Below are 12693 nucleotides of genomic sequence, written 5' to 3' on the forward strand. Positions count from 1 at the left end.
GTGCGGCTGCCGCCCGCGTGGCCTCCGCGGCCGAGCTGAAGGATCTGAGGCGCCAACTCAACACGCTGGTGTCCGTGTACTCGGGCCGTCTGGGCAAGTCCCACGGAGCGATCCACACGCAGCTGCGTAACTCCTGTGGTGGTCCTCCGGTGCCCATGGCCTCGGCCGACCAGATCCGGGAACGCATCTCGCTGCTGCGTAGCTGGTAGGGGCAGCTGGAAGGGGACGCTGGAAGGGGCTCAGAACCACGCCTCGCCGTCCCTGTCGGATGAGCATGCGAACGAGCCCGGGCCCCGTCGACATCGACGGGGCCCGGGCTCGTCCGGGGTACCGGACCGGCGGGAGATCAGTCCAGGTAGTCGCGCAGCACCTGGGACCGCGACGGGTGGCGCAGCTTGGACATGGTCTTGGACTCGATCTGGCGGATCCGCTCGCGCGTGACCCCGTAGACCTGGCCGATCTCGTCCAGCGTGCGGGGCAGTCCGTCGGTGAGGCCGAAGCGCAGCCGCACCACGCCCGCCTCGCGCTCGGACAGGGTGTCGAGCACCGAGCGGAGCTGGTCCTGGAGCAGCGTGAAGCTCACCGCGTCCACGGCCACCACGGCCTCGGAGTCCTCGATGAAGTCGCCGAGCTGCGAGTCGCCCTCGTCACCGATGGTCTGGTCGAGCGAGATGGGCTCCCGGGCGTACTGCTGGATCTCCAGCACCTTCTCCGGGGTGATGTCCATCTCCTTGGCCAGCTCCTCCGGGGTGGGCTCGCGGCCCAGGTCCTGGAGCAACTCGCGCTGGATGCGCCCGAGCTTGTTGATGACCTCGACCATGTGCACCGGGATGCGGATGGTGCGGGCCTGGTCGGCCATGGCGCGGGTGATGGCCTGGCGGATCCACCAGGTCGCGTAGGTCGAGAACTTGTAGCCCTTGGTGTAGTCGAACTTCTCGACGGCGCGGATCAGACCCAGGTTGCCCTCCTGGATGAGGTCCAGGAACGCCATCCCCCGGCCCGTGTAGCGCTTGGCCAGGGACACGACCAACCGGAGGTTCGCCTCGAGCAGGTGGTTCTTGGCGCGGACGCCGTCCCGCTCGATCCACTTGTAGTCGCGGCGCTGGGCGGTGGTGAGCTTCTCGCCACGCTCGACGACCTGGGCCATGAACCAGGTGGCGTAGAGGCCGGCCTCGATACGCTTGGCCAGCTCGACCTCCTCCTCGGCGTTGAGAAGGGCGACCTTGCCGATCTGCTTGAGGTACGCGCGGACCGAGTCGGCCGAGGCGGTGAGCTCGGCGTCCTTGCGGGCCTGCCGCAGGGCCTCGGACTCGTCCTCGTCCCAGACGAAGTCACCCGACGCCTTGTCCTTGGCGGTCGGACCCTCCTTGGTCTCCTCGTCGGCCTCCGCGTCATCGACGTCGACGACATCGACCTCGACGTCCTCGAGTTCGGCGGTGTCCGGCTCGACCTCGAGTGCCTCGACCGGTGCGTCGTCGATCGGAGCGGTGTCCGTGAGCGCGGGATCGCCCGCGGCGGCGGTCTTCTTGGCCGCGGTCTTCTTCGCGGCGGTCTTCTTGGCCGCGGTCTTCTTGGCCGGGGCCGACTTCTTCGCCGCCGTCTTCTTGGCGGGCGCGGCCTTCTTCGCTGGTGTCCTGCTCGCCGCGGTCATCTTGGCGGGGGCCTCGCCCGTGACCTCGGTGTCCGACGGATCGCCGCTCATCGCGGGATCCGAACTGGTGGTCTTCGTGGCTGCCACAAACGCCCCTTCACAACCGGTGAATCGATGGGAAACGGGGATCGATGCCGCATCGTATGCCGACACTCGAGCCGTCCGCCTTGCGGTACCGGGCCCGTCCCCGGCCGGTAGGTGATCCCGGCCTGCGCCATTGTAACGAGGAACCCGCCCGGAGGTCGCATCAGGCGCTGTTGACGAGGGGTCAGTAGCTGCCCGGGGACAGTGTCGACCCCAGATCGACCAGGCCGTCGCGCGCCGCCGAGTACAGCGCCGCCCCGATGATCCCGGCATCGCCACGTCTGATGGCCGCACGAACCGGGGTGCGGTTCTCCAGGAGCGGGAACCACTCCTCGGCGGCCTCGCTGATCCCGCCCCCCAGGACGAATGCGCGGGGCCAGAGCAGGTCCTCGAGGCATCGCAGGACGTTGGACACGTGGGGCGCCCATTCCTCGTAGGTCAGTCCGTCCCGTGCACGTACCGATGCGGAGGCCAGGTGCTCGGCCTCGTCGAAACCCCGGCCGGCGATGTCCTCCACCATGAGGTGTCCGAACTCCGTGTTGGGGACGAGATGGCCGTCCAGCAGCAGTGCCGATCCGATCCCCGTGCCGAAGGTCAGCAGGACCACCAGGCCGTCCACCCCCTCACCGGCGCCGTAGTGCACCTCGGTGACACCCGCCGCGTCGGCGTCGTTGAGCATGACCACCGAGCGTCCGGGGAGGTGCCTGTCGAACAGGGCGACCACGTCGCAGCCGACCCAGGAGCCGTCGATGTTGTGGGCGATCCTCGCGACGCCGTCGTGGATGACGCTGGGGAGAGCCACCCCCACCGGGCCGTCCCATCCGAGTTCGTCGACCATCGCGCGGATGACCCCGGCGACCGCGTCCGGGGTCGCCGGCTGCGGGGTGGGACGTGTCGACCGGGGGCCGAGGAGTTCCCCGGTGCCGAGGTCGACCAGCCCCGCCTTAATCCCTGTGCCGCCGACGTCCACCCCCAGGCCGGTGGAGGAGGCCGGCGCCTGGGTGCTCTCGGTAGGTGTGGGGGTGGGCATCTCGGGCTCCCGGGTGACGGGCCGTGAGGGTCACGGCTGCGGTTGGAGTCCACCGGACCGACGGGGCACGATGGGGGCGACGAGCGCCCGTTCGTCAGCGTATCTGTCCGGTACCACCGTGGGCCGGTCCAATCGGGGACGACGACGAGGGGAGCCGACATGTCGGAGGAGACGGACGGAGGGGTCGCGCGATCAACCCACGCGGACACCGTCGACGAATTGAGGCGGTTCGCGGGTCGGCTCGCGGTCTCGGGCGGTGACGTGGCCCGGCGGATGGTGGAGCAGTTCGGCTCCACCGGGCTCGACGCGCGTGCCAAGAGCTCTGCGACCGACCCGGTGACCGTCATCGACACCACCGTGGAGGAGCACCTCCGTTCGCAGGTGGTCTCCGCCCGGCCCGGCGACCGCGTCCTGGGGGAGGAGGGTGGCGAGGAGGCGACCGCCCCGGGACGGGGGGTCGTGCGGTGGGTGGTGGATCCGGTCGACGGAACCGTCAACCTCCTCTACGGGATCCCCTTCACCGCCGTCTCGGTGGCGGCGGAGGTCGACGGGGTGGTCCTCGCGGGTGCGGTGCACAACATCGTCACCGGCGAGACCTGGACCGCGGGGCTCGGCCGCGGGTCGAGCCTCCGGTCCGCCACGGGCACGCTCACCGAACTGACGGCGTCGGCGTGTGACGACCTGTCGATGGCGCTCGTGGGAACCGGGTTCTCCTACGACTCCGACGTCCGCGCGGAACAGGGGCGGGTGGTCGCGGAGCTCCTCCCGCGGATCCGTGACATCAGACGGTGCGGGTCCGCGGCCCTGGACCTGTGCATGGTGGCCACCGGCCGGATCGACGCCTACTACGAGCGCTGCCTCAAGCCGTGGGATCACGCGGCCGGGGCCCTGATCGCCGCCGAGGCCGGCGCGGTGGTGAGGGTCTCCCACGACGACGAGGTCCCCACTGCCGCCGCCGCACCCGGTGTGGCGGGGGAGTTCCTGTCCGCGATCGAGGCGCTCGGGGGCGCGGTCAGCAGTTGACGGCTCGCGCCGCGTCCAGCTCGGCGGAGATCGGTTGACGTCCCACCTTGAGCTCGTCGAGCGCCCCCACGCTCTCCGCCGAGTCCGACAGTCGCGAGAAGATCGTCCCCAGCACCAGGTCGACGGACTCGTCCGCCCGCCCGTCGGACACCAGCTGCATGCACGGCGCGGCGAGGGACAGTGACCTCGCGCTCGCCTCCCCGGCCTCGCCGTAGCGGATCTGCCCGTGGCACTCGAGGTCCTGGGCGTAGATCGGGTCGTTGCCGGTGGCGTCGGCTCCCGCCGGCTGGAATCCGCGTTCGGCGAGTTGGGCGGCGACCGCTCCCGCCTGACCGCTCTGGCCGTTGGCGTTGAGCACCCGGACCCGCGTGTCCGCCAACAGGGCCGGCTCGACCGAGTCGAGTGCGCCGGCGGGCTGTTCCCGCAGTCCGGCCTCCTCCGCCGCGGGCGTCACGGGGCAGGCGGCGGCCTGGGTCGCCGCATCGCTGCCCATGAGCGCGGAAGCCCACACCAGACCCCCGAGGACCAGCGTGGCCACCACGAACAGCACGTAGGGGCTGCGTAGTCGTCCCATCCCCCGAGTGGGGGTCGGACTGGGTGTCGCCTGGGCGCTGAGGTGGACGACCATGAGGGTCCTTCCTGCAGGTGTCACGGTGCGGGAGCCCTGTCCGGGTCCGCCTCACCACTGTAATCGTCGGGGAATCGGCGTCCCGGTGGGGACACGGTCCGGAAGCGCGGATGAAATCCCTGCTAGTTTCCGTTAATATGCGTGCGCCGGTCGGTCCACGATCGAACCGACCGCCCCTCGCCACCTGACCGCTAGAGAAGAGACACATGGCAACCGACTACGACGCACCCCGCCGGACCGAAGCTGACGAGCTGGCCGGTGATTCGCTGGAGGAACTCAAGGCCCGGAGGGCGGAGGGGGCTACCGGCGAGGTCGACGTGGACGAGACGGATACCGCCGAGTCCTACGAACTCCCGGGGGCGGATCTCTCCGGAGAGGAACTCACGGTCCGTGTGGTTCCCGAGCAGGACAATGAGTTCACCTGCGGAGACTGCTTCCTCGTCCATCACCGGAGCCGGTTCGCCGAGGAGAGGGACGGACTGCCGATCTGCGTGGACTGCGCGGGCTGATCGCTCAGCTGTAGTGGTTGTCCGGGAGGGCCGCCGCGAGTCCTTCCGGGTCACGGGTGCTGATCAGCCAGTAGGGCGTGGGGTCCAGCGGGTCGTCCAGGACGACGATCACCATGGTGGGGACATAACCGCGGTGGACGACGAACGCCTCCGGATCGAGTTGGCGCCCCATCGCGGCCTGCTTGGCGGTCGCGGGCACGACGGCGCTGCGCGAGATCGCCTCGAAGGGCAGACGCGCGCGGCCCGCGTACAGGGTCCCTCCGCCCTGACCGTCGGACTCGACCTCGATACGCTCGCGACCGACGGTGACGAAGAGCCACGCGAACAGGGCGGGCACGACCACGGTGAGCAGCCACAGCCACCACGGCGCGCCGAGTACCGAGGCCACGGCGGCCACGAGGACGGTGATGGCGGCGAGAAGCACCCACCACCATCCCGGTACCCGGAGTCGTTCCGAGTGAACAGGGCGCGGGACCCGGTCGGGCGACGGTCGGAGATCTTCTTCGGTCACGACATCAAGACTATCCATCACCCGGGCTCCACCCGGCAGGAGGGCGGCCAGCCATGAACCACCCCGACCACTCGTCCGGATCACGCGGACCGCTGCGGCTACGGAGGTTGGACCCCGGTCTTCCGGTGCCGTCCCGCGCCCACCCCTCCGACGCGGGCATCGATCTGTTCTCGGCCGAGAACTGCGCACTCGAACCCGGGCATCGTGCGCTGGTGGGCACAGGGGTGGCCGTCGCCATCCCGGAGGGGTACGCCGGGCTCGTCCACCCCAGATCCGGTCTCGCCGCACGGGCGGGACTGTCGATCGTCAACGCCCCGGGCACCATCGATGCCGGGTATCGCGGCGAGATCAAGGTCAACCTCGTCAACCTCGACCCGTCCGAACCGGTTCACATCGGACGAGGTGACCGGATCGCACAGTTGATCATCCAGAGAGTCGAACTCTGGGACGTGCAGGAGGTCGACGAGCTCGACCAGACCGACCGGGGAGAGCGGGGCCACGGCTCGACCGGAGGTCACCACCGCCTGACCTGACCGGCACCACACCACGTTGGGTAGCGTCAAGAGGCACGGTCCCGACCGGGACCGGGTCGCACGCGGAGAGGATTCGACCATGTTCGGACGCAAGAAGTCGGTGACCGGGGACCGCGACGCCGCCACCCCCGGGGAACCCACGGACTCCGCACCGTCCACGACCGGTCCGCATGACCGCTCGTCGGTCGGGGACGTGGCCCGGTACTACACCGACCTCGGGTACGGACACCTCGACCTCGGTTCCCTGGTGATCGGCGTCCCCAAGGGGCGCGATCTGAACGTCGCGCTGGACCCGAACGGTCAGCCGGAGTTCCACGTGGTCACCACCGTGTCGCGGGTGATCCCGCGCGCCTTCGCCGCGCCGAAGTCGGCCGGGCAGTGGCGGACCATGGTCGTCGCCATGCGCGAGCAGCTCGAGGGTCAGGGCGCCGAGGTGACCGTCGAGGACGGTCCGTGGGGGCGCGAACTCGTGGCCGCGATGCCGGGGGCGGTGTTCCGCGCGATCGGGGTCGACGGGCACCGGTGGACCGCCGAGGTACGCATCATGGCCACCCCGGAGCTGGCCGAGCAGGCCGCCGAGGAGGGCCGGGAGGTCTTCAAGCATCTCCTGGTGAACCGAGGCGACGGACCGATGCCCGTCCGGGAGGTGCTTCCGCTGACCATCCCTGACGAGATCCAACAGGCGCTGGTCAAGGCGCAGTCGCAGTTGGCGGCACAGCAGCAGGCGCAGGCCTACCAGCAGCAGATGGCGGCAGGTCAACAGGGTCAGGGGGCCGCGCAGACCCGGCCCCAGAACCCGCCGGCCCCGACACCGGGATCCCCGGCCCCAGCACCGGCATCCCCGGCCCCGAGCTCGAGCCGGAACCCCTCCCGGGAACAACCCCAGCAGCCGGATTCCCGGCCCCGCAGGGACGGCAGCGCCATGGACCGGCTCCGCTCCACCGACGATCTCTGACCGACCGACGTGCTGAGAGGGGAGCCATGCCCGTCACGCGGATGTTCCGTGGTCTCTCAGCTCGACTGACCGCGCCGCTTGAGTCGCTCGACGCGGTGGACCTGGCCGGTGCGGTACAGGGCATCGGCTGCTCGCCGGTCGAGGACGCCCAGAGGGGGCAGATGGTCACCCTGGCCGGGCGCGTGCGCACAGTCCTGTCCGGTGGGGGAGAGCGGTTCCTCGGGGTGACCGCCGAGGTGTACGACGGCACGGGTGCGGTGGACGTGTGTTGGCTGGGACGTGGTTCGATCCCGGGTATCGACACTGGCCGCTTCGTCAAGGTGACCGGGCGCATCGGCGTCCGGTCCGGCCAGAAGATCATGTTCAACCCACGGTACGAATTGCTCAGCGGGCAACCGCGCGCTATACGCGGAGGAGAAGTGTGACCGAGTCTGAGCGGGCCGGCGAGCAGTCCACCGGGGAAGTCCCCCCGGAGAGCACGGGAGGTAAGCGGAAATCCGCGTTCGGTGACCCGGACGCCTCGCTGCTCGAGCAGATGGGCGGGGTCCGTGGCCTCGTCTACTCGTCGATCCCCATCCTGACCTTCGTCCCCGTCAACGGTTTCTGGGGACTGACGGTGGCGATCTGGGCGGCGCTGGGGGTGGCGGTCGCCATGCTCGCGTGGTCACTGGTCCGACGGGAGAACCCCCAGCCGGCGATCTCCGGCTTCTTCGGGGTCGCGATCGGTGTCCTGATCGCCTGGCGCACCGGAAGCGCAAAGGGATACTTCCTCTACGGGATCATCACGCAGGCGGTGTACGGCGGGGTGTTCGCCCTGTCCGCGCTCGCGCGGTGGCCACTCGTCGGGGTGATCTGGGGCCTGCTCGACGGAAAAGGGATGTCCTGGCGCCGTCACCCGAAAGCGCGTCGGTGGTACGCCGTCGCCACGTGGATCTGGGCAGGGCTCTTCGCGATACGCGCAGTGCTACAGTACGCGCTCTATCTGAACGACGAGGTCAACTGGCTCGGGGCCGCCCGCATCGCGATGGGCTGGCCGCTCGCGCTGCTGGCGTTCGCGGCGACGATCTGGGCGGTGCGGCGCGCGATGGTCTACGAGAGGGAGCCCGCGGAGGTCCGGGAACCCACCACGCACGACTGACACGCACGACCGATACGGCATCACCTCGGATGGACGACGGCCCCCGGCGAGTTCGCCGGGGGCCGTCGTCTGCCCAGCTCGTGTCCGTCAGCCGCGAGCGCGAGTGACGCGGTGGTCAGACCGTGCTCGTCGCCATCCGCGAGAACTCGCTCGGGCCCGTGATGGTGCGGTAGGCGAACACCGAGGCCAGGGTGGCCACGGGGATCGCGATGAGGAGCCCGACGAACAGGGCGAGGAAACCTGCCACGACGACGAGGATGTTGAGCACTGCGAGAGCGAACAGGTTTCCCGCGTCGGACTTGATCGCGTTGACGCTGGACTTCATGGCGTCGATCGCGGTCATGTTGCGGTCCACGACGAAGTGGAGGGTCCAGTACAGGAAGAAGGCGACCACGAGTCCGGGAATGATGAGGAGGACGAAGCCGATGGTCGTCGCGATTCCCACGAGGATCGCCGCGATGGCGAACGCCCCGAAGTTGTGCAACTTGAAGAAGTCACCGATCTCCGGCTTGTGGCCGTCCACCTCCAGTAGCGCGCCCCGGATGACGAAAGCCTGGAACAGGAAACTCACGGCGATCGTCAGTATGGAACCCAGGAACGCCACCGACATCGACTGAGAGTTGGATATCGAACTCGCGATGCCGTTGGCGAGGAACATGGCCAACGTGACCAGCACCCAGGGCAGAGGATTGTTCTTGAACATCTGCCAGCCGGCCCCGATGGCGTCGGTGGCGGACACCCTACCTGTCATCACCGGTCCGCCCCCGTGGCCGGACTGGGGGTATGGGTCCCCGTACCCGTGGCCCCCGTTGGGCGGGTAGCCGAAGTCCTGACCTCCATAGCCCTGCTGGCCATAACCCTGCTGGCCATAACCCTGCTGGCCATAGCTCTGTTCGCCGTAGCCCTGCTGGCCGTAGCCCTGATCGGGATAGGGCTCCTGGCCGAATCCCTGCGCGTTCCCCTGCCCGCCGAACTCCGGTCCGCCCCAGTTCTGTTGCGCGGCGCCCGTGCCGTTCGGATCGTTCGGGAACCCGTCTCCTGACGGGGTGCCTCCGGTGGTCATGGCATCTCCAGATCTCTTCGCATCGGTGTGAAAGGTTTTTCCACTCGCCTGACTCCGAACCTAGTCCTGTCCGGGCGTTTTGGGGAGGGTCAACCCGCGGCTCGGTCTGAGGGAAATGCACGGAGCCCCGTCGACGGTGTCGACGGGGCTCCGGGTCCGTTGACCGGACTACGGCGTCAGATGTTGGCGTGGATCTCGACAGCCTGCGCGACGCCGGCCACGGTGCCGGCGATCTTCACTGCCTCCCAGGCCTGCTCCTTGGTGATGCCCTCCTTGCGGATGACGTCATCATGGGCGGCGGTGCAGTTCTCGCACCCGTTGATCGTCGAGACGGCCATCGACCAGAGCTCGAAGTCGGCCTTCTCCACCCCCGGGTTCGCGATGATGTTCATCCGGAGGCCCATCCGGACCTGAGCGTAATCGTCGCCCAGGAACTCCTTGGCGCGGTAGGCCACGTTGTTCATGGCCATGATGGACGCAGCACCGAGGGCGGCGTTGAACGCCTCGTCGGACAGGTGCTCGCGCGCCTCGTCGGCGATCTCGGACAGCACGGTCTCGGACCGGGTCGCCGCGGCGGTGGCCAGGAAGGTCCCCCACAGCTGCTGCGGCGACAGCTCCGTCGAGCGCGCCAGGGAGCCGAGGTTCAGTTTGAGATCCTTCGCGAACTCAGGGAGCCCGGACTTCAGGTTCTCGATGGTCACTTGATGCCCTCCTGCAGCATGTCCATCTTGTTGATGTTCTTCGTCGGGTCGTTCTTCTGCCAGTTGCAGGCGCAGACCTCGGACGACTGGAGGGCGTCGAGGACACGGAGGACCTCGTCCACGTTGCGGCCGACGGCATCAGGCGTCACCGAGACGAACTGGATGACGTTGTCCGGGTCGACGATGAAGGTCGCGCGGTCGGCGACCCCGTCCGCGTTCTCGACACCGAGCGCGCGGATCAGCTCGTGCTTGATGTCCGACAGGAGCGGGAACGGGACACCCTTGAGCTCGTCGTTGGTCGCGCGCCAGTTGAAGTGCGCGAACTCGTTGTCGATCGAGCCACCGAGGACCTGCGTGTCGCGGTCCTGGAAGTCCTCGTCGAGCTTGCCGAACGCGGCGATCTCGGTGGGGCAGACGAAGGTGAAGTCCTTCGGGTAGAAGAAGATCACCCGCCACTTGCCGGCGTACGACTGGTTGGTGATCGTCTCGAAGTAGTCCTCGGGCTGCTGGGCGTTGACCTGCTGGAGGTCGCCGCCCTTGAGTGCGGTGAGCTCGAAGTCGGGAAACTGATCGCCGATGGTGAGAAGTGCCATGTGATCCTCCTGGGTTATGGGCCGTTCTTGAACGGGCAGGGGAGACTATGCCCGACGCGCAGTGAGAGGTAAAGCCTAATGAGGTGAAGATCACCCATAGGGGAGGGTGAATAATCATCGACGTGGGGCTATTGATCGTCCTACACTCATCGACATGGCCAATCAGCGGTTCGTTCCGAGCGTGACCCAGCTCAGGGTGTTCCTCGCTGTCGCGGAGCGTCTCCACTTCCGCAGTGCCGCTGAGGAGCTGGGAATGAGCCAGCCGTCGCTCTCCCAGGCCCTGGCGACTCTGGAGGAGGGACTCCGGGTTCACCTGGTCGAACGGAGTACCAGGACGGTGCTCGTCACACCGGTCGGGCACCAGCTCCTCCCGTTCGCACGGGCCGCGGTGGGCGCGATGGACGCGGTGGCCGACATCGCCGCCGATAGCGGGGGGCCGCTGTCGGGCGACGTCCGCATCGGTGTGATCCCCACGGCGGCGCCCTACCTCCTGCCGGGGCTGCTGCCCGCCCTGACCGAGCGTTTCCCGGATCTGCGGCCACGGATCGTCGAGGATCAGACCGCCAGACTGCTCGAGCAGTTGCGCTCGGGGGCGATCGACGTCGCGATCATGGCCCTTCCCACCGATGCCGCGGGTGCCATCGGTATGCCCCTGTACACCGAACCGTTCGCTCTCCTCGTCCCGGCCGACCACCCGCTCGCCGGGCAGGAGGGCCTCTCCCTCGAGGCCCTCGTGGATCTCCCACTGCTGATGCTCGACGAGGGGCACTGCCTCCGTGACCAGACCGTCGACCTGTGCCGGCGGGTCTCGGCTCCGATCCTGGGTCGTGGTGGGTCGCGGGCGGCGTCCCTGACCACCGCGGTGAGGTGCGTCGCCGGGGGGCTGGGGGTGATGATCGTGCCGGAGTCGGCCGTGGTGTCCGAGAGCCGCGACCCCGGCATCGGGGTCGCGAGGTTCGTCGAGCCCGCACCGGGCCGGACGATGGGTCTGGTGCTCCGCACGGCCACGGCCGGTGACGACGCCTACGCCGAGCTCGGGAGCGTCATCACCGAGGTGGCCCAGCGGCTGTTCGGGGCGGTTGCCGCCTGACCGGCGGTCGTCCGGCGCCGGCCGGGCAGGTGGGGTTCGTCGACTCCAGGGCCCGCGCCGCCTCCAGGTACCGGGCGCGGAGCCCCTGTGTCCGCGCGACCCATCCGCGCTGGTGGGCGACGAAGACCGCTCGTCCCTCGGGGGACTCCACCGGGATCGGGTCGAGTCCCCAGGCGGACAGGTCATAGGGCGAGGACCGCATGTCGACCTCGCGGGCGTCGAAGGCCGCGGCCAACGTGTCCACCAGGAGCTCGCCGGGGGCGCCGGCCTCCATGTCCACCACGTACGAGTAGAGATCCATACCGGCGTGCAGGCAGGCCGGTTGCTCGTTGCGGACCTGTTCGGCGCGGGTGAGGACGTCCTTGTTGAGGGGGACGGCGGCCTCGGTGAAGAACCGGAGGGCGTCGAAGTGGGTGCACCGCAGCCGGGATCCGTCGACGACGTCGTCGATCAGTGGCTGAGATACCCGGAGGGGCACCCGGGGATGACGAACGGCATCGTCGCCTCCCCGGTAGAGCATGGCCCACTCGTGAAGGCCGAAACAACCCAGTGCGCCCGGCCTGGACGCGGTGGCCTCGACGATCTCGCGCGCGCGGGACAGGCGGGGGCCGCATCGGGACAGGACGGACGTGGGATCCACGATCAGTCCGGACCGACCGCGCAGGGAGGTCCGCTCGTAGTGGCGCCACTGCGCCCGTTCGGTCAGGTGGGCGTTCTCCAGGATGATCCCCGGGCCGGGATGCCAGCGTCGGACGGTGGCGACGCTCGTCCGGTAGTAGGTGAACAGGAAGTCCGCGACCGGGTGCGGCTCGCCTCGTCGTCGACGCTCGAGGTGGTCGGTGGTCAGCGAGTCGACGGCCTCGGTGTGCCGGCGCTCCAGCGCCCGCCAGAGGCGCTCGGGCACCAGAACCGGGTCGGCGGGTTGGCGCCGCGGGCTCACGACCGTCGCTTCTTCTTGGGGCGGTGCACCCGGGACTGGGCGGGCCGTCGGGATCGCGCCGGGGGAGCGGACTCCCGCCGTCGCCGGGGTGGCGCGATCTCCGGCCCGAAGAGGTCGTCGAGGAGGCGCGCGGCCCGGGGGCCGGAGGGGTCGACGAGCTCGACGTCCATGCCGACCTCGCGTGCCAGCGCGCTGATCCGGGCGACCTCCGAGGGTCTGACAATCGCGGCCACCACGCCGGCGG

At 69.2% G+C, this 12693-nt stretch carries 15 protein-coding genes and 2 pseudogenes; 8 read left to right on the plus strand and 9 right to left on the minus strand.

The window, feature by feature from the left end; all coding sequences use genetic code 11:
- Window positions 1-209: pseudogene (locus G6028_RS06840) on the plus strand (ATP-dependent helicase); the annotation flags it as partial.
- A 137-nt stretch (window positions 210-346) separates the two neighbouring features.
- Here G6028_RS06840 and G6028_RS06845 read toward each other — a convergent pair.
- Both G6028_RS06845 and ppgK read right to left on the minus strand, forming a co-directional pair.
- Window positions 347-1738 (minus strand): RNA polymerase sigma factor, encoded by a 1392-nt coding sequence (locus G6028_RS06845; protein ID WP_182658417.1) that lies wholly within the window; start codon window positions 1736-1738, stop codon window positions 347-349.
- A 181-nt stretch (window positions 1739-1919) separates the two neighbouring features.
- Window positions 1920-2765, minus strand: a complete 846-nt coding sequence (gene ppgK, locus G6028_RS06850; RefSeq protein ID WP_182617248.1) for a polyphosphate--glucose phosphotransferase — start codon at window positions 2763-2765, stop codon at window positions 1920-1922.
- Window positions 2766-2924: 159 nt separating this feature from the next.
- Here ppgK and G6028_RS06855 point away from each other — a divergent pair, with 159 nt between their 5' ends.
- A complete protein-coding gene (locus tag G6028_RS06855) occupies window positions 2925-3788 on the plus strand; it encodes an inositol monophosphatase family protein (RefSeq protein WP_179525216.1) in 864 nt (287 codons plus the stop codon).
- Here the strand turns inward: G6028_RS06855 and cei are convergent.
- On the minus strand, window positions 3778-4362 hold the full coding sequence (gene cei / locus G6028_RS06860) for an envelope integrity protein Cei (protein WP_241730598.1): 585 nt from the start codon (window positions 4360-4362) through the stop codon (window positions 3778-3780). The genes G6028_RS06855 and cei overlap by 11 nt on opposite strands.
- Window positions 4363-4622: 260 nt before the next feature.
- On the opposite strand from cei, the gene G6028_RS06865 reads away from it, so the two are divergent.
- A complete protein-coding gene (locus G6028_RS06865) occupies window positions 4623-4925 on the plus strand; it encodes a DUF4193 domain-containing protein (RefSeq protein ID WP_179525218.1) in 303 nt (100 codons plus the stop codon).
- Window positions 4926-4929: 4 nt separating this feature from the next.
- Here G6028_RS06865 and G6028_RS06870 read toward each other — a convergent pair whose 3' ends face one another.
- Window positions 4930-5436, minus strand: coding sequence for a DUF3093 family protein (locus G6028_RS06870; RefSeq protein ID WP_179525219.1), 507 nt, complete (start codon window positions 5434-5436; stop codon window positions 4930-4932).
- A 53-nt stretch (window positions 5437-5489) separates the two neighbouring features.
- Here G6028_RS06870 and dut point away from each other — a divergent pair, with 53 nt between their 5' ends.
- The 4 genes from dut (at window position 5490) to G6028_RS06890 (ending at window position 8062) form a co-directional block, all read left to right on the plus strand.
- Window positions 5490-5969 carry a dUTP diphosphatase gene (gene dut, locus G6028_RS06875; RefSeq protein WP_179525220.1) on the plus strand — a complete coding sequence of 160 codons (480 nt, stop codon included), beginning with the start codon at window positions 5490-5492 and terminating at the stop codon, window positions 5967-5969.
- 79 nt (window positions 5970-6048) lie between these two features.
- Window positions 6049-6924 (plus strand): DUF3710 domain-containing protein, encoded by an 876-nt coding sequence (locus G6028_RS06880; protein WP_182658418.1) that lies wholly within the window; start codon window positions 6049-6051, stop codon window positions 6922-6924.
- Window positions 6925-6950: 26 nt separating this feature from the next.
- On the plus strand, window positions 6951-7349 hold the full coding sequence (locus G6028_RS06885; RefSeq protein ID WP_182658419.1) for an OB-fold nucleic acid binding domain-containing protein: 399 nt from the start codon (window positions 6951-6953) through the stop codon (window positions 7347-7349).
- Complete coding sequence (locus G6028_RS06890; RefSeq protein WP_338404163.1) at window positions 7346-8062, plus strand: DUF3159 domain-containing protein; 717 nt, start codon at window positions 7346-7348, stop codon at window positions 8060-8062. Before G6028_RS06885 ends, G6028_RS06890 begins: the two co-directional genes overlap by 4 nt.
- 115 nt (window positions 8063-8177) lie before the next feature.
- Here G6028_RS06890 and G6028_RS06895 read toward each other — a convergent pair whose 3' ends face one another.
- The 3 genes from G6028_RS06895 to G6028_RS06905 all read right to left on the minus strand — a co-directional run bounded on the left by G6028_RS06895 (window position 8178) and on the right by G6028_RS06905 (window position 10419).
- Window positions 8178-9125, minus strand: coding sequence for a DUF2189 domain-containing protein (locus G6028_RS06895; protein ID WP_182658420.1), 948 nt, complete (start codon window positions 9123-9125; stop codon window positions 8178-8180).
- A gap of 176 nt (window positions 9126-9301) precedes the next feature.
- Window positions 9302-9826 (minus strand): alkylhydroperoxidase, AhpD family, encoded by a 525-nt coding sequence (gene ahpD / locus G6028_RS06900; RefSeq protein WP_179525224.1) that lies wholly within the window; start codon window positions 9824-9826, stop codon window positions 9302-9304.
- The gene (locus G6028_RS06905; protein WP_179525225.1) at window positions 9823-10419 is read right to left on the minus strand and encodes a peroxiredoxin; all 597 of its coding nucleotides are present in this window, start codon (window positions 10417-10419) and stop codon (window positions 9823-9825) included. The genes ahpD and G6028_RS06905 overlap by 4 nt, the downstream gene beginning before the upstream one ends.
- 154 nt (window positions 10420-10573) lie before the next feature.
- Between G6028_RS06905 and G6028_RS06910 the strand changes: the two genes are divergently transcribed.
- Window positions 10574-11509, plus strand: coding sequence for a hydrogen peroxide-inducible genes activator (locus G6028_RS06910; protein ID WP_182658421.1), 936 nt, complete (start codon window positions 10574-10576; stop codon window positions 11507-11509).
- Here G6028_RS06910 and G6028_RS06915 read toward each other — a convergent pair.
- Together G6028_RS06915 and G6028_RS06920 are read right to left on the minus strand one after the other, a co-directional pair.
- Window positions 11466-12449 (minus strand): hypothetical protein, encoded by a 984-nt coding sequence (locus tag G6028_RS06915; protein WP_338404164.1) that lies wholly within the window; start codon window positions 12447-12449, stop codon window positions 11466-11468. The genes G6028_RS06910 and G6028_RS06915 overlap by 44 nt on opposite strands.
- Window positions 12446-12693 (minus strand): annotated as a pseudogene (locus G6028_RS06920) (DEAD/DEAH box helicase); the annotation flags it as partial. The gene G6028_RS06915 and the pseudogene G6028_RS06920, both read right to left, overlap by 4 nt.

It is taken from the genome of Dietzia cercidiphylli (assembly GCF_014145145.1).
Lineage (GTDB): Bacteria > Actinomycetota > Actinomycetes > Mycobacteriales > Mycobacteriaceae > Dietzia > Dietzia natronolimnaea.